14 protein-coding genes are annotated in these 17,351 nt (G+C 53.7%); 6 read left to right on the top strand and 8 right to left on the bottom strand.

Translation table 11 applies throughout. From position 1 onward, the window contains the following. The first annotated feature begins 18 nt into the window (after positions 1-18). Positions 19-1,911, top strand: coding sequence for a DNA topoisomerase IV subunit B (parE, locus tag ACVXHP_RS10270; protein WP_137360701.1), 1,893 nt, complete (start codon positions 19-21; stop codon positions 1,909-1,911). Positions 1,912-1,967: 56 nt separating this feature from the next. Here the strand turns inward: parE and ACVXHP_RS10275 are convergent, their stop codons facing one another. The 4 genes from ACVXHP_RS10275 to qseB all read right to left on the bottom strand — a co-directional run bounded on the left by ACVXHP_RS10275 (position 1,968) and on the right by qseB (position 5,009). Next, the gene (locus tag ACVXHP_RS10275) at positions 1,968-2,282 is read right to left on the bottom strand and encodes a putative quinol monooxygenase (RefSeq protein ID WP_103769733.1); all 315 of its coding nucleotides are present in this window, start codon (positions 2,280-2,282) and stop codon (positions 1,968-1,970) included. Positions 2,283-2,312: 30 nt separating this feature from the next. After that, positions 2,313-2,894: an NAD(P)H-dependent oxidoreductase gene (locus tag ACVXHP_RS10280; RefSeq protein WP_137361714.1), complete on the bottom strand. Its 582-nt coding sequence runs from the start codon at positions 2,892-2,894 to the stop codon at positions 2,313-2,315. 109 nt (positions 2,895-3,003) lie between these two features. Next, positions 3,004-4,353, bottom strand: coding sequence for a quorum sensing histidine kinase QseC (gene qseC, locus ACVXHP_RS10285; protein WP_447571385.1), 1,350 nt, complete (start codon positions 4,351-4,353; stop codon positions 3,004-3,006). Next, on the bottom strand, positions 4,350-5,009 hold the full coding sequence (qseB, locus tag ACVXHP_RS10290) for a quorum sensing response regulator transcription factor QseB (protein WP_032940770.1): 660 nt from the start codon (positions 5,007-5,009) through the stop codon (positions 4,350-4,352). Before qseB ends, qseC begins: the two co-directional genes overlap by 4 nt. A 151-nt stretch (positions 5,010-5,160) precedes the next feature. Between qseB and ACVXHP_RS10295 the strand changes: the two genes are divergently transcribed. From ACVXHP_RS10295 to ACVXHP_RS10315, 5 genes are all read left to right on the top strand, one after another. Continuing rightward, positions 5,161-5,556 (top strand): YgiW/YdeI family stress tolerance OB fold protein, encoded by a 396-nt coding sequence (locus ACVXHP_RS10295; RefSeq protein WP_038633899.1) that lies wholly within the window; start codon positions 5,161-5,163, stop codon positions 5,554-5,556. A 118-nt stretch (positions 5,557-5,674) separates the two neighbouring features. Further along, positions 5,675-7,933, top strand: a complete 2,259-nt coding sequence (parC, locus tag ACVXHP_RS10300) for a DNA topoisomerase IV subunit A (protein WP_200009040.1) — start codon at positions 5,675-5,677, stop codon at positions 7,931-7,933. A 195-nt stretch (positions 7,934-8,128) separates the two neighbouring features. Next, complete coding sequence (gene plsC / locus ACVXHP_RS10305) at positions 8,129-8,866, top strand: 1-acylglycerol-3-phosphate O-acyltransferase (RefSeq protein WP_043017631.1); 738 nt, start codon at positions 8,129-8,131, stop codon at positions 8,864-8,866. A gap of 71 nt (positions 8,867-8,937) precedes the next feature. Then, positions 8,938-10,350 (top strand): cell division protein FtsP, encoded by a 1,413-nt coding sequence (gene ftsP / locus ACVXHP_RS10310; RefSeq protein WP_447571386.1) that lies wholly within the window; start codon positions 8,938-8,940, stop codon positions 10,348-10,350. Between the two features lie 189 nt (positions 10,351-10,539). Continuing rightward, positions 10,540-12,711: a YgiQ family radical SAM protein gene (locus ACVXHP_RS10315; protein WP_003024532.1), complete on the top strand. Its 2,172-nt coding sequence runs from the start codon at positions 10,540-10,542 to the stop codon at positions 12,709-12,711. 94 nt (positions 12,712-12,805) lie between these two features. On the opposite strand, the gene ACVXHP_RS10320 is transcribed toward ACVXHP_RS10315, so the two are convergent. The 4 genes from ACVXHP_RS10320 to yqhD form a co-directional block, all read right to left on the bottom strand. Next, a complete protein-coding gene (locus ACVXHP_RS10320) occupies positions 12,806-13,261 on the bottom strand; it encodes an HIT family protein (protein ID WP_042310999.1) in 456 nt (151 codons plus the stop codon). A 43-nt stretch (positions 13,262-13,304) separates the two neighbouring features. Next, positions 13,305-14,759 carry a DASS family sodium-coupled anion symporter gene (locus tag ACVXHP_RS10325; RefSeq protein ID WP_038633882.1) on the bottom strand — a complete coding sequence of 485 codons (1,455 nt, stop codon included), beginning with the start codon at positions 14,757-14,759 and terminating at the stop codon, positions 13,305-13,307. 188 nt (positions 14,760-14,947) lie between these two features. Beyond that, a complete protein-coding gene (gene dkgA / locus ACVXHP_RS10330; RefSeq protein WP_447571387.1) occupies positions 14,948-15,775 on the bottom strand; it encodes a 2,5-didehydrogluconate reductase DkgA in 828 nt (275 codons plus the stop codon). A gap of 227 nt (positions 15,776-16,002) precedes the next feature. After that, complete coding sequence (gene yqhD / locus ACVXHP_RS10335) at positions 16,003-17,166, bottom strand: alcohol dehydrogenase (protein WP_200009037.1); 1,164 nt, start codon at positions 17,164-17,166, stop codon at positions 16,003-16,005. Between the last annotated feature and the right edge of the window lie 185 nt (positions 17,167-17,351).

The following is a 17,351-nucleotide window of genomic DNA, read 5'->3' on the forward strand; positions in this document are numbered from 1 at the left end:
GAATTGCTTATTTAAACCATGACGCAAACTTATAACGCTGATGCCATTGAGGTACTCACTGGGCTTGAGCCGGTACGCCGTCGCCCGGGGATGTACACCGATACAACCCGTCCGAACCACCTTGGGCAGGAAGTGATTGATAACAGTGTGGATGAAGCACTGGCGGGCCACGCAAAACGTGTGGACGTGATCTTACATGCCGACCAATCTCTTGAAGTCATTGATGATGGCCGCGGCATGCCAGTAGACATTCACCCTGAAGAAGGTGTTCCGGCGGTTGAGTTGATCCTCTGCCGTTTACATGCGGGTGGTAAGTTCTCCAATAAGAACTATCAGTTCTCTGGTGGTCTACATGGGGTGGGTATCTCCGTGGTCAATGCTCTGTCGAAGCGTGTGGAAGTGAACGTGCGTCGCGACGGGCAGGTGTACAACATCGCGTTTGAGAACGGCGATAAGGTGCAGGATTTACAGGTTGTCGGGACCTGCGGTAAACGCAATACCGGAACCAGCGTGCATTTCTGGCCGGATGAAACCTTCTTCGACAGCCCGCGTTTTTCCGTTTCGCGCTTAACGCATGTACTGAAAGCTAAAGCGGTATTGTGTCCGGGCGTTGAGATCACCTTTAAAGATGAGGTCAACAATAGCGAACAGCGCTGGTGCTACCAGGATGGTCTGAATGATTATCTGAGCGAAGCGGTGAATGGCCTGCCGACGCTGCCGGAAAAACCGTTTATCGGTAATTTTAGCGGTGAGACAGAGACCGTTGACTGGGCGCTGCTCTGGCTGCCGGAAGGCGGCGAGCTGCTGACCGAAAGCTATGTAAACCTGATCCCAACCATGCAGGGCGGTACGCATGTTAACGGTCTGCGTCAGGGCCTGCTGGATGCGATGCGCGAGTTCTGCGAATACCGCAATATCCTGCCGCGCGGCGTGAAGCTGTCGGCGGAAGATATCTGGGATCGCTGTGCCTATGTGCTGTCGGTAAAAATGCAGGATCCGCAGTTTGCCGGGCAAACCAAAGAGCGCCTCTCCTCGCGCCAGTGCGCGGCATTTGTCTCTGGCGTGGTGAAAGATGCCTTCAGCTTGTGGCTGAACCAGAATGTGCAGTCAGCCGAACTGCTGGCTGAGATGGCGATTTCCAGCGCCCAGCGTCGTCTGCGCGCGGCGAAAAAAGTGGTGCGTAAAAAGCTGACCAGCGGTCCGGCGCTGCCGGGGAAACTGGCGGACTGTACCGCACAGGATCTCAATCGCACAGAACTGTTCCTCGTCGAAGGTGACTCAGCGGGCGGATCGGCCAAACAGGCGCGCGATCGTGAATATCAGGCGATCATGCCGCTTAAAGGTAAGATCCTCAATACCTGGGAAGTCTCTTCTGATGAAGTGCTGGCCTCGCAGGAAGTGCACGATATTTCGGTGGCGATCGGTATCGATCCGGACAGCGACGACCTGAGCCAGTTGCGTTACGGTAAGATCTGTATCCTGGCGGATGCGGACTCCGATGGTCTGCACATCGCCACGCTGCTGTGCGCGCTGTTTGTGAAACACTTCCGCACATTGGTGAAACACGGTCACGTGTACGTGGCGTTGCCGCCGTTATACCGTATCGACCTCGGGAAAGAGGTGTATTACGCGCTGACGGAAGAAGAGAAAGCGGGCGTACTGGAGCAGTTAAAGCGCAAGAAAGGCAAGCCGAACGTGCAGCGTTTTAAAGGTCTGGGCGAAATGAACCCGATGCAACTGCGCGAAACTACGCTGGATCCGAACACCCGTCGCCTGGTGCAGCTCATCATTGATGATGAAGACGATCAGCGCACCAACGCGATGATGGATATGCTGTTGGCCAAGAAGCGTTCTGAAGATCGTCGTAATTGGTTGCAGGAGAAAGGCGACCTGGCGGATCTCGAAGGGTAATCGATCCTTAAATGCCGGATGGCGGCGTAAAACGCCTATCCGGCAAATCGACAAACTTAAATGCCAGACTCAAGAATACGAATATTCATGTCCAACACATCGCCTTTGACGGCTTCGCTGTAGGCTTTCATATGCGGGGTCTGCAAATGCGCTTCAAGGTGGGCGATGCTTTCCCACTGTTCAATCATGACGATTGAATCCGGGGCTGTCGTCTGAAAACTGACGCCAGCAGCATGATCGACCATCGGCGCGTAGCCGTGGCAGCCTTCTTCTTTCAGTACGGTCGGAACGATTTTAGCGAACTGATCCAGTACCGCCTGGCGGTGATGTTGACCTGGACGTGTACGGATTTCTGCAATAACGGTAAGCATGGTTAACTCCTTCTAATTCCAGGTTACCAGTTAACCAAAAATTTCGTTCAGATGCTTGCGATATTCTGCGATATAACGCGGGACATCCGGCATTTTAATCACATCATTGGTGATAAAGGTCGGCAGCGCTTCCATTCCCAGGAACTGGTTTGCTTTATGGAACGGGAGATAAACGCCATCAACCCCAACGCCATGGAAGAACTGGTCTTTTTCCGTGAAGGCTTCCATCGGTGCGTTCCAGGTCAGAGACAGCATGTATTTTTTGCCCTGAATCAGTCCGCCGGAACCGTATTTTTTTGACGCATCTGAACGCGTGCGACCATCGCTGGCGTACAGCGTACCGTGCCCGGCAGTGAACACGTCATCGATGTATTTCTTCACCGTCCACGGCGCGCCCATCCACCAACCCGGCATCTGCCAGATAACGGTGTCTGCCCAGACGAAGTTCTGCACTTCTGCCTGCACGTCATAATCGCTGTCAGCGCGTACGACTCTAACATCATGCCCGAGGTCGCGCAGGATACCGTCCGCGACCTCGGTCAGGGTGTCATTCAATTGCCCATTAGAGTGGCCAAATTTTTTCGCACCGTTGATAATCAGGATATTGCTCATTTTGTGTCCTCAAAGAATAACGTTTGAGGTCGATTCTACGCTGATGATCGGTACGGTGAAATTAGCAAAATGTGCAAAGTCTTTTGCTGACCGCGCAATAATAACGCAGTTACCAACTGATTTTAGCTTCAAAGCCACCTTGCGGAGCATTACCAAACGAGGCTGACATTCCGTGTAAGGTCGCAATACGACGGACAATTGACAGCCCCAGACCGCTGCCGGTCACGCTTTGCCCCGGTGGGCGATAAAAGCGTTCTCCAATGTGCAGCAGAACTTCCGGCGCAATACCTGGACCATTATCTTTGACGCTAAAATTGCGGGCGTTGAGCGTCACTTCCACAATGCTTCCCCGGGGACTATAGCGAATCGCATTATCCAGCAGATTTCGCACCATCAGGCTGAGTAACAGCGGTTGTCCAGTACATGTGATGCCGTGCGCGTTAATCTGCAACCGTACGTCAATATACGCTTGCTGGGCCGAATGGTAGATATCCATCACCGAAGATTGCAGCAACTCCTCCAGCGAGATTTCCGCCACATCCTGAAGATTGTCGAGGGAGTCAAGGCGCGAAAGCGTCAGTAACTGATCGACCAGACGCGTGGCGCGATCGATCCCGGCCTGCATCTGCATTAAGGCTTTTTGCCTTGCCTGAGGGTCATCGTCAGACAGTTGCGCCACTTCGGTTTGCACTTTCAGCGCCGTCAACGGACTACGCAACTCGTGAGCGGCATCTGAAGTAAAGCGCCGTTCACGCACCATGGTGGTATGAATTCGGGTGAAAAGTTGGTTGAGTGATTCAACTAACGGGCGGACCTCGCCAGGAATGCCTTTCAAACTGAGCGGTTCTTCTGATTCCGGATCGCGTAAACGTAGCGCCTGCGCTAGTTTTTTCAGGGGTTTAAGTTCAAGACTTAACAACACAATCAGGATTAACAGCATCAGCGGCAAAGCGACCAACCACGGTACCAATTGCGCTGTCACAATCGCTAAAGCCATATCTTCACGATATTCCCATTCCTGGCCGACAACGATTCGATACTTTTTATCTGCGGAAGTCAGCCAGACAAAACGCCATTTATCGTTGTCGCCATTCAGATAGCCATCGTCAAAACCTTCCCGGCGATAGCTATAGGGAATGTACTGACCATTGTCGCCATCGTGAAGAACCATTTTCCCTTCTGGCGTGTAGGCCGCAAAGGTTAGTACATCGTCGTCAATATGACCATGTTTGAATTTTTTCGGGGTATGCGCGATGCGTTCAGAGGCTTTGAGTTCATCGAGATCCAGCGTGATAAGGCGTTTGGCGAACAGCATCTGTTGCGTGTCGAACATCTCATTCACGTTATCGGTGGTTTGCTTCCAGGCGACAAAGCTGGAAATCAGCCAGGTCACTAAAACCAAAATCATGAATATAAGCGTTAGCCTGACGCGCAGGCTGAGGCGTTGTGCGAGTTTCATGCGTCACCCAGGGTGTAGCCAATGCCATGCACGGTACGGATAAAGTCGCTGCCGAGCTTACGGCGTAAGTGATGGACGTGTACTTCAACCGCATTGCTGGAGACGTTTTCGTCCCAGGTATACAGTTTTTCCTCAATCAGTTTGCGGGGCAGGACGCGGCCCTTGTTGCGCATAAGTAGCTCCAGCAGCGCGAACTCTTTGGGCTTAAGAGACAACGGTTCGCCCGCCGCCGTGGCGACCAGCGCGCCGGGATCGAGCGTCACCTCGCCATGGCGTAATGTGTTGCTGGCCTGGCCGCTGGCGCGACGCACCAGCGCCTCCAGCCTGGCGGCAACTTCGATCAACGCGAAGGGTTTACACAGATAGTCATCCGCGCCCAGGCGTAAGCCTTCAACACGTTCCGCCAGCGCGTCGCGGGCGGTCAGAATCAGCACCGGTTCCTGCTTCCCGTTGGCTCGCCATTCGCGCAGGATGTCTCGTCCGTCTATGCCTGGCAGCGTCAGGTCGAGGATTACCGCATCATACGGGGCGCTGTAGAGCGCTTCTTTCCCCTGACGTCCTTCGGTAAACCAGTCGATGCTAAAACCCATTTTACTCAGACCGGTTTTAAGGCCATCGCCGATCAACGTATCATCTTCAACCAGTAAAATGCGCATATATTCTTCCCTGCGATAACTCTCTTTGCCGTCAGTAAACCTTGTCGCCGCCGCATCTGTACAGCAAAAAAGAATCTTTTTTTTCCTTAAGAACTTGTTAAGGATTAACTTATTTAATAGTCGTAAACCAACATGAAAGGGAGACATGACGATGAAAAAATTAGCTGCAATGGTTGCCGTAATGGCACTGTGTTCCGCACCTGTTCTGGCAGCGCAGCAGGGCGGCTTCTCTGGGCCAACGACGACCACACAAAGCCAAAGCGGCGGGTTTGTCGGCCCGAACGGCAGCATCACGACGGTAGCAAGTGCGAAATCGCTGCGTGATGACGCATGGGTTACCTTGCGTGGGAACATCGTTGAGCGTATTTCCGACGATCTGTATGTGTTTAAAGATGCGACCGGCACGGTGAATGTGGATATTGACCATAAGCGCTGGAACGGCGTAACCGTAACGCCGCAGGATGTGGTTGAGATCCAGGGTGAAGTGGATAAAGACTGGAACTCCGTTGAAATCGACGTGAAACAGATTAGCAAAGTTGCTAAATAATCCCCATCAGGGCCGCATTCGCGGCCCTTTTCTTTGTGACTCAACACGCCAGATAGGGTAGTATCTGCGGCAATATTGCCCTTCAATAGAGGGGTACAAAGTTGAGGAACCACGATTAATGAGCGATATGGCAGAGCGCCTGGCGCTGCATGAATTCACGGAAAACGCCTATCTGAACTACTCCATGTACGTCATCATGGACAGGGCGTTGCCATTTATTGGCGATGGTTTGAAACCCGTTCAGCGTCGCATTGTGTATGCGATGTCCGAACTGGGGCTGAATGCCAGCGCCAAATTTAAAAAATCCGCCCGTACCGTCGGTGACGTGCTGGGTAAATATCACCCACACGGCGATAGCGCCTGCTATGAAGCGATGGTGCTGATGGCGCAGCCGTTCTCTTACCGTTATCCGCTGGTTGATGGCCAGGGGAACTGGGGGGCGCCGGACGATCCCAAATCCTTCGCGGCGATGCGTTATACCGAATCCCGCCTGTCTAAATATGCGGAAGTCCTGCTGGGTGAACTCGGCCAGGGAACGTCGGACTGGGTGCCAAACTTCGACGGCACCATGCAGGAGCCAAAGATGCTGCCTGCGCGTCTGCCAAATATTCTGCTGAATGGTACGACCGGTATTGCCGTTGGTATGGCGACGGATATTCCACCGCATAACCTGCGAGAGGTCGCCAAAGCGGCGATTACGCTGATTGAGCAGCCGAAAACGACGCTCGATCAACTGCTGGATATCGTGCAGGGGCCGGATTACCCGACCGAAGCCGAGATTATTACTTCGCGTGCGGAAATTCGTAAGATTTACGAAAACGGACGCGGCTCCGTGCGTATGCGCGCGGTATGGACGAAAGAAGACGGTGCAGTAGTGATTTCCGCGCTGCCGCATCAGGTTTCCGGGGCAAAAGTGCTGGAGCAGATCGCCGCTCAAATGCGCAATAAAAAGCTGCCGATGGTAGACGACCTGCGCGACGAATCGGATCATGAAAATCCGACCCGTCTGGTGATTGTCCCGCGCTCTAATCGTGTGGATATGGAACAGGTGATGAACCACCTGTTTGCCACCACCGATCTGGAAAAAAGCTACCGTATCAACCTGAACATGATCGGTCTCGACGGTCGCCCGGCGGTGAAAAACCTGCTGGAGATCCTCACCGAATGGCTGGCGTTCCGCCGTGATACCGTGCGTCGTCGCCTGAACTATCGTCTGGAAAAAGTGCTTAAGCGCCTGCATATCCTTGAAGGTTTGCTGGTGGCGTTCCTCAACATTGACGAAGTGATCGAGATTATTCGTCATGAAGATGAACCTAAGCCGGAGCTGATGTCGCGGTTTGGCATTTCTGAAACGCAGGCCGAAGCCATCCTTGAGCTGAAATTGCGCCACCTTGCCAAACTCGAAGAGATGAAAATCCGCGGTGAGCAGGATGAGCTGGCGAAAGAGCGCGATCAACTGCAGGCCATTCTCGCTTCCGAGCGTAAAATGAGTAACCTGCTGAAGAAAGAGCTGCAGGCCGATGCCGATGCTTATGGCGACGATCGCCGCTCCCCGCTGCAGGAACGCGAAGAAGCGAAGGCGATGAGCGAACACGACATGCTGCCGTCTGAGCCGGTGACCATTGTATTGTCCCAGAGTGGTTGGGTGCGTAGCGCCAAAGGCCACGACATTGATGCGCCAGGATTAAGCTATAAAGCGGGCGACAGCTTTAAGTCGGCAGTGAAGGGTAAGAGCAACCAGCCGGTGGTGTTCGTTGACTCGACCGGACGCAGCTACGCCATCGACCCGATTACGCTGCCGTCGGCTCGTGGTCAGGGCGAACCATTGACCGGTAAGCTCACGCTGCCGCCGGGCGCGACGGTGGAGCATATGCTGATGGAAGGCGACGATCAGAAACTGCTGATGGCATCCGATGCGGGCTACGGTTTTGTCTGTACCTTTAACGATCTGGTAGCACGTAACCGTGCAGGTAAGGCATTGATTACGCTGCCAGAAAATGCGCGCGTTATGCCGCCGGTGGTGATTGAAGATGAAACCGATATGCTGCTGGCGATCACCCAAGCCGGTCGCATGTTGATGTTCCCGGTGAGCGATTTGCCGCAACTGTCGAAAGGCAAAGGGAACAAGATTATCAATATCCCTTCAGCAGAAGCGGCGAAAGGCGAAGATGGCCTGGCGCAGCTCTATGTGCTACCGCCGCAAAGCACGCTGACTATCCACGTCGGTAAACGCAAAATTAAACTGCGTCCTGAAGAGTTGCAGAAAGTAACCGGCGAACGTGGTCGTCGCGGCACGCTGATGCGTGGTCTACAGCGTATCGATCGCATTGAAATTGACTCGCCTCGACGCGCCAGTCAGGGCGACAGCGAAGAATAACGCGACTGCCCGGCTCTCCCTGCTTTCGCTCAGGGAGAGCCAACGTTAAAATTTCCCGTAAAACCGTTGTTTATTCGTGCGTTGCGATTAACAATACGCTTTTCCAGAGAGCCGCTCTTAACAAAGCCCTAACCTGATGCTGAGTTATGCATCCGGTGACGTAAAATGCCAGGCTCTTAGGCCTTAGAGGTTGTTATGTTATATATTTTTCGTTTAATCATTACTGTTATTTACTGCATTCTGGTCTGTATTTTCGGTTGTATATACTGTCTGTTCAGCCCACGAAATCCAAAACACGTTGCAACGTTCGGTCATATGTTTGGCCGCCTGGCCCCCCTTTATGGCCTGAAGGTCGAGTGCCGTATGCCTGCGGATGCGCAGAACTATGGTAATGCTATCTATATTTGCAACCACCAGAACAACTACGACATGGTTACCGCTGCAAATATCGTTCAGCCGCCGACGGTGACGGTAGGTAAGAAAAGCCTGCTGTGGATCCCTTTCTTCGGGCAGCTGTACTGGTTAACCGGTAACCTGTTGATCGACAGAAACAACCGCGCCAAAGCGCACAGTACCATTGCGGCCGTGGTGAACCATTTCAAAAAACGTCGTATTTCTATCTGGATGTTCCCGGAAGGAACGCGCAGCCGTGGTCGCGGTCTGCTGCCGTTTAAAACCGGCGCGTTCCATGCGGCGATTGCTGCAGGCGTTCCGGTCATTCCGGTGTGCGTTTCTACAACCTCGAACAAGATAAAATTAAACCGACTCAATAATGGCCTGGCGATTGTCGAGATGTTGCCGCCGGTGGATATTAGCCACTTTGGTAAAGATCAGGTTCGTGAACTGGCAGCGCATTGCCGCACGCTGATGGAACAAAAAATCGCAGAACTCGATAAAGAAGTTGCCGAGCGGGAAGCCGCCGGTAAGGTTTAATCCGCACAATTCGGGTTTTTTACAGGAAAAGATTTCCTGCGTGTTAATCGCCAGTTTTTCATGGAGTATATATGTCATTCAGTCGGCGTCAGTTCATTCAGGCATCGGGGATTGCACTGTGTGCAGGTGCCGTTCCGCTGAAGGCTAATGCTGCCGGTCAGCAACAACCGTTACCCGTGCCTCCACTGCTGGAGTCGCGTCGGGGGCAGCCGTTATTTATGACGCTGCAACGCGCGCATTGGTCTTTTACACAAGGCACACGCGCGCCTGTCTGGGGAATTAACGGGCGCTACCTGGGACCGACAATTCGTGTCTGGAAAGGGGATGACGTCAAGCTTATCTACAGCAATCGTCTGACAGAAAATGTCTCGATGACCGTCGCCGGATTACAGGTACCAGGCCCGCTGATGGGGGGCCCGGCGCGCATGATGTCCCCTAATGCGGACTGGGCGCCAGTGCTGCCGATTCGCCAGAATGCCGCCACGCTGTGGTATCACGCCAATACGCCAAATCGTACTGCTCAGCAGGTTTATAACGGTCTTGCCGGGATGTGGTTGGTTGAAGATGAGGTCAGTAAATCCCTGTCCATTCCCAACCATTATGGCGTGGATGATTTTCCGATCATTATCCAGGACAAGCGTCTGGACAACTTTGGTACGCCGGAATACAGCGAACCCGGCAGCGGTGGTTTTGTTGGGGATACGCTTCTGGTGAATGGGGCGCAAAGTCCTTATGTCGAAGTCTCCCGCGGCTGGGTACGCTTGCGTTTGCTGAACGCCTCAAACTCGCGTCGCTACCAACTGCAAATGAGTGATGGCCGCGCACTGCATGTGATTTCCAGCGATCAGGGCTTTTTACCTGCGCCTGTTTCATTGAAACAGCTTTCGCTGGCGCCAGGCGAACGTCGTGAGATCCTGGTGGATATGACTAACGGTAATGAGGTCTCTATTACCTGTGGCGAGGCGGCCAGCATTGTCGACAGGATCCGCGGATTCTTTGAACCATCGAGTATTCTTATCTCCACGCTGGTACTGACTTTGCGACCAACCGGCCTCCTGCCGCTGGTGACTGACAGCCTGCCAATGCGCCTGCTGCCCACGGAGATCCTCAGCGGCTCGCCGATTCGCAGCCGTGATATCAGTCTGGATGACGATCCGGGCATCAACGGTCAGCTGTGGGACGTCAACCGCATGGATATTACCTCGCAGCAGGGCACCTGGGAGCGCTGGACTGTGCGGGCGGATATGCCGCAGTCTTTCCATATTGAGGGCGTCTCGTTCCTGATCCGTAATGTGAACGGCGCGATGCCGTTCCCGGAAGACAGAGGCTGGAAAGATACCGTTTGGGTAGATGGTCAGGTCGAGCTACTGGTTTATTACGGTCAGCCTTCCTGGGCGCATTTCCCGTTCTACTTTAACAGCCAGACGCTGGAAATGGCGGACCGGGGATCTATCGGACAGATTCTGGTGAATCCGGCGCCGTAACGTGTATTCCCGTGCCGGATGACGGTTTTGTCTTATCCGGCACGGACAGAGTAAAAAGCCGCAGCGCGGGCCAGCGAAGCGCCTCCAGAGATGATATTTAACATCTTCACAATACTCCTTCATTTCCCCTGTTGATCCAGCGTATAATCCCCGGCCTTTGATTATTTTTTTACCATTTTTGGAAGCACTATGAGCGCAATATCCCTGATCCAACCGGACAGAGACCTTTTCTCCTGGCCGCAGTACTGGGCTGCCTGTTTTGGCCCGGCACCGTTTTTGCCGATGTCACGTGACGAAATGGACCAACTTGGCTGGGATAGCTGCGACATCATTCTGGTTACCGGCGATGCCTACGTCGACCATCCAAGCTTTGGTATGGCGATTTGTGGTCGTATGCTGGAAGCGCAAGGGTTCCGCGTGGGGATCATCGCCCAGCCGGAGTGGAACAACAAAGACGATTTTATGCGTTTGGGCAAGCCGAACCTGTTCTTTGGTGTGACCGCAGGCAACATGGACTCGATGATCAACCGTTACACCGCCGATCGCCGACTGCGCCATGATGATGCCTACACGCCGGACAACGTGGCGGGTAAACGCCCGGACCGCGCCACGCTGGTCTATACCCAGCGCTGTAAAGAAGCATGGAAAGATGTACCGGTTATTCTTGGCGGCATTGAGGCCAGCCTGCGCCGCACCGCGCACTACGACTACTGGTCTGATACCGTTCGCCGCTCCGTTTTGGTGGATTCTAAAGCCGATATGCTGATGTTCGGCAACGGCGAACGTCCGCTGGTGGAAGTGGCGCATCGTCTGGCGATGGGGGAGACTATCGATCAGATCCGCGATGTGCGTAACACCGCAATTATGGTTAAAGAAGCGTTGCCGGGCTGGAGTGGGGTGGATTCCACGCGTCTCGACACGCCGGGCAAGATTGACCCGATCCCGCACCCTTACGGTGAAGATCTGCCGTGTGCGGATAACAAACCTGTCGCACCGAAAAAGCAGGAAGCGAAAGCGGTCACCGTGCAGCCGCCGCGTCCGAAACCGTGGGAAAAAACCTACGTGCTGCTACCGTCCTTCGAAAAAGTGAAGGGCGATAAAGTGTTATATGCACATGCGTCGCGTATCCTGCACCATGAAACCAACCCAGGCTGCGCGCGTGCGCTGATGCAAAAACATGGCGATCGCTACATCTGGATCAACCCGCCTGCCATTCCGCTGTCTACCGAAGAGATGGATAGCGTCTTTGCGTTACCGTACAAACGTGTACCGCATCCGGCGTATGGCGACAGCCGTATTCCGGCCTATGAGATGATCCGTTTCTCGATCAACATTATGCGTGGCTGCTTTGGTGGCTGCTCGTTCTGTTCAATAACCGAGCACGAAGGCCGTATTATCCAGAGCCGTTCTGAAGATTCGATCATCAATGAAATCGAAGCCATTCGCGACACGGTTCCGGGCTTTACCGGGGTGATTTCCGATCTCGGCGGCCCAACGGCGAACATGTATATGCTGCGCTGTAAGTCACCGCGTGCGGAGCAGACCTGCCGTCGTCTGTCATGCGTCTATCCGGATATTTGTCCGCATATGGATACTAACCACGAGCCGACGATTAACCTCTACCGCCGGGCGCGTGATCTCAAAGGCATTAAAAAGATCCTCATCGCATCCGGGGTGCGTTACGACATCGCGGTTGAAGATCCTCGCTATATCAAAGAGCTGGCAACCCATCACGTAGGCGGCTATCTGAAGATTGCACCAGAGCATACTGAAGAAGGCCCGCTGTCGAAGATGATGAAGCCGGGGATGGGCAGCTACGATCGCTTCAAGGAATTGTTCGATACCTACTCTAAACAGGCCGGTAAAGAGCAGTACCTGATCCCGTATTTTATCTCCGCGCACCCGGGTACGCGTGACGAGGATATGGTGAATCTGGCGCTGTGGCTGAAGCAACGCCGTTTCCGTCTGGATCAGGTGCAGAACTTCTATCCATCGCCGTTGGCGAACTCCACAACCATGTATTACACCGGGAAGAACCCGTTGGGTAAAATTGGTTATAAGAGTGAAGACGTGGTGGTGCCGAAAGGTGATAAGCAGCGTCGTCTGCATAAAGCCCTGTTGCGTTACCACGATCCAGCCAACTGGCCGTTAATCCGCCAGGCGCTGGAAGATATGGGTAAAAAGCATCTGATCGGCGGTCGTCGCGAATGTCTGGTTCCGGCGCCTACGCTGGAAGAGATGCGTGAAGCGCGTCGCCAGAACCGTCATACCCGTCCGGCGCTGACCAAACACACGCCAGTGGCGCACCAGCGTCAGACGCCTGCTGCGAACAAAAAACGCGGGAAAGTGGCGGGACGTTAATCTGTCATGCCCGGTGGTGAAATGCTTACCAGGCTTGAAAGACAGTAGGCCGGATAAGGTGCTTGCACCGCTATCCGCCAGAAGTGCTCAGTATTTATGCCTCACGTATTCTGGCCGCTAATGCGGCCAGTTTTTCGTCATCAGCCCGTTCATGATCGTGTGACGACAGATATCCTTCATACTGCTCGAAAAATTTGTTCTGCCGCGATTCAATCGGTTTCCAGTGTGTTAAATCGCCAGTACCGTGCATGGGGCTTAGTTTACTGTGCACATGGTCTACGCCGAAACCTTCGAAGAACATTCCCGTACGACTGACATCCGGGAAAGCCTTATCCAGTTTCTTAGCCACTTTTTGGGTCGCCAGCATCAGGTCCGCTAACGCCTGCGGTGGCATGTCGAAGGCATAGCTGGGGTAGTGCTTTTTCGGGATCACTACGGTAAAACCGTCGGTGTTCGGGAAAATCGACAGAAAAGCCAGGTGGTGCTCGTCTTCCCATACCTTATGGCAGGGCGCTTTGCCTTCAACAATTTGACAGAAAATACAGGTCATTCCTTTTCTCCGTAGGTAAGGTCTTCGTCAGGACGCAGTCAGTTTAGTACAGACCCAACACCTTCCACCACATCAGACCCACGGTAATAAAGACCGCCTGGTTAAACAGGCTGATGATAAATCCTGTGCGCCACCAGACGCCCGTTGGAACGTACCCGGCACCAAACAGAATTGGGCCGCGAGCGTGAGTGTACTGGGTGAGCGAGCAGTACAAACTGCTGGTGAAGGCCAGCATTAACGCCGTGGGGGCAGCGGGAATATTCAGATGTAGCCCGACGCCGAGGAAAACGGCATACAGCGCGGCAATCTGCGCATTGCCGCTGGCAAAAAAGTAGTGGGTATAGAAATAGGCGGCGTTAAGCAGCAGCAGGACGATCACCCAGCTGGTCCCGTGCATGGTACTGCTCAGGCTATCGCCGATCAGATTACCAAACCAGGTGGTGAAGCCCAGTTTTTTCAACTGATTCGCCATCATCAGCAGCGCGGCAAACCAAATCAACGTGTCCCATGCGCCTTTCTCACTTTTGACATCTTCCCAGCTCAGTACGCCACTCAGCAATAAAATCGACAGTCCTACAAACGAGGCGGTGGTGGCGTCGACGCCCAGCGTATCGCCAAAAATCCACAGCACCAGCAGTACGCCGACGGTTGCCAGCATCAGCCATTCCCCGCGTGACATGCGGCCCATTTCCGCCAGCTCTTTGCGGGCCAGGTTAGGGGCATCCGGCGTGTGTTTGATTTCCGGACGGACCAGCCAGTAGACCAATAGCGGAACGAGCAGCAAAGAGACCAGACAAGGTAGCAGCGCCGCCATAAACCAGCCGCCCCAGGTCAGCGTAACCCCGGCGTTGGCCGCCAGTTTTACTGCCAGCAGGTTACCGGTATAGCCGGTCATAAACAGTGCTGCCGTCACGTCGTTGACGTTGCCAATACAGGTGATAAGAAAGGTGCCGATTTTACTGCGGGACTCATCTTCCGGGTTCGAATGGAAACTACGCGCCAGAGAGTCGGCAATCGGATAGATGACGCCGCCGCAGCGCGCCGTATTACTCGGCATAGCGGGAGAGAGGATCAGATCGGCAAAAGCCAGACCGTAGGCGAGCCCCAGCGTGCGCTTGCCGAGCAGGCGGATCATCTGCAACGCAATGCGTCGTCCGAGGCCGGTTTTGATAAACCCACGGGCAATCATAAAAGCCACGACGATAAGCCAGATAAGTGAGCTGTTCAGTTCGCTGAGTGCCGTGGTGATGGCGCCGCTGGCGGTTTTATCCCCGGCAGCATAGGCGAGCGCGAATACCGTAATACCAATAATGCCGACCGCGCCGATGGGTAATACTTTCGCCACAATAGAGGCGATGGTGGCGACGAAGATAATTGCCGAATGCCAGGCTGGCGCACTTAACCCAGTGGGGGGCGTAAGCTGCCAGAGACCGGCAGAAATCAGTACTATAAGAATTAATGGGAGCCATTTGACGCCATTGCTTTTTTTATCAGCCACGGTTACGCACCTATAGGTGTGGTAAATATATTCATGATATGAATATATTTATTGAATAATTAACAGGTTATGTTGCGTAATGCTGCTCCAGCGACTGCAAGAAATACATCAATATATGTATGTTAATTGTTTCCTGATATTTCATTACCAGCAAGGCCCGACGGGAGTGTCGGGCCGGAGAGAAGAGATTAACCGCCGAACTGGTCCGGGTCTGGTCCCAGTCGTCTGCCCTGATCGAGTTTCGCGATTTCGCCTAATTCTTCTTTATCCAGGCGGAAGTCCCAGACGTTAAAGTTTTCTGCGATACGGGCAGGCGTCACCGATTTCGGAATAACCACCAGACCGCTATCCAGGTGCCAGCGAATGACAATCTGCGCCGGTGATTTGCCATATTTCTCTGCGAGGTCACGGATGATTTTTTGATCGAAGACGCCCTGGCCGCCCTGCGCCAATGGGCTCCAGGATTCGGTCTGGATCTTATGCGTGGCGTTCCAGGCATGAAGCTGGCGCTGCTGCATAAGCGGGTGCAGTTCTATCTGGTTGATCACCGGAGGAACGCCAGTTTCATCGATCAGGCGCTGGAGATGATTGATCTGAAAGTTGCACACGCCGATGCTCTTAATCAGCCCTTCTTTTTGCAGATCGATCATGTTTTCCCACGCTTCAACGTAGTGATCGATCGCCGGAACAGGCCAGTGCATCAGGTAAAGATCGAGGTAATCGAGCTGGAGTTTCTCCATACTTTCGAGCAAGGCTTCGCGGGCGCGTTTCTGATCATCATTCCACAGCTTGGTGGTGATGAATAACTCTTCCCGCGGCACGCCCGCATCACGTATCGCTTTGCCGACACCTTCTTCGTTTTTGTACGCGGCAGCGGTATCAATCGAACGATAACCCACTTCCAGCGCTTTATGGATAGCGGTAATGACTTCTTCGTTGCTTGCCTTCCAGACCCCCAGGCCCAGTTGCGGCATGACGTTACCATCCTGTAGCTTGATAATGGTTGGACTGGTCATAATTCCCCCCATGAATTGAGTTCACCGGAGCAAGCCCCGGTGAGTTAGGTGTGACTTAAGTCTGGCCTATACTCGTCATACTTCAAGCTGCATATGCGTTGGCTGCACTCGTTCACCCCAGTCACTTACTTATGTAAACTCCTGGGGATTCTCTCCTTTGCCGCCTTTATGCAACTCGAATTATTTAGAGTATAAATAGCCAAAAACGAGGCGGAGCTTAAAAAACCTTAACGAGCAGCTTCGTAAATCCGACGGCTGACGTCGAGCGTAATGTCCTGATGCTCACCCAGTTTCGTACCGCCGTGCGCTTGCAGTTTTTCCAGCAACGCCGGGATGGAGCTACCGTCCAGGCCGTAGTCAGACAGGCGGGTTGGTACGCCCATTTGTTCGAAGAAAGCACGGGTGGCGGCAATGGCGGCGTCGATACGCTGGTCGTCGGAACCTTCGGTGATATTCCAGATACGCTCTGCGTATTGCAGAAGTTTGGCACGCTTGGTATCGCGTTTTTCATTCCACAGCGCAGGCAGAACAATGGCCAGCGTTTGCGCATGATCCAGACCATGCATCGCGGTCAGTTCGTGGCCCAGCATATGGGTTGCCCAGTCCTGCGGTACGCCTGCGCCAATCAGGCCGTTCAGCGCCTGGGTTGCCGCCCACATGACGTTCGCACGCACGTTGTAGTTTTCCGGCTCCTGCAAGGCTTTCGGACCTTCTTCGATCAGCGTAAGCAGAATGCCTTCGGCAAAGCGATCCTGAATTTTCCCGTCGACCGGATAAGTGACATACTGCTCAACGGTATGCACGAAGGCATCTACGACGCCATTCGCAACCTGACGTGGCGGCAGGGTATAGGTGTAAACCGGGTCCAGTACGGCAAATACCGGTTGCACAAACGGGGTCATAAAGGCCAGTTTGTCGCCGGTGGTTTTCCGCGAGATGACCGCGCCGGAGTTAGATTCAGAACCGGTGGCGGGCAGGGTTAATACGGAGCCCATCGGGATGGCGCTTGTTACGTCGTTGCCGTGCGTTTCCAGAATACGCCATGGATCGATGCCGTCAGCGTACTGTGCTGCTGCCGCGATGAATTTGGTGCCATCCAGTACCGAACCGCCGCCCACGGCCAGCAGGAACGTTACTTTCTCATCACGCACGATCTTTACCGCATTCATCAGCGTTTCATAAGACGGGTTCGGCTCAATACCGCCAAACTCCAGCACGTCCAGGCCTTTAAGTGCATCCTGAACCTGTGCCAGGACACCGGTTTTTTTCACACTGCCGCCGCCGTAGGTAATCAGTACGCGAGCATCCTGAGGGATTTGATCGCGCAGTTCGGCAATAGCGCCTTTACCGAAGAGAATTCGGGTTGGGGTATGGAGATTAAAATTGTTCATTGCTCGTTCCCTTGTGTGGGTAAAAAAGAGGGCAGGAGAGTGTCTGCCGGATGATGAACATTGTGGTCGCCAGCCGCGCCGCTCTCAATGCTCATTTCTGCCGATGTCTTGCCCATTTCTACAGACTACTGGAGAAAACGGATAAATCTGCGCATGATGTCAGGGTCGAAAACCGATGATGAAAT

Source organism: Citrobacter freundii complex sp. 2025EL-00176, assembly GCF_053309355.1.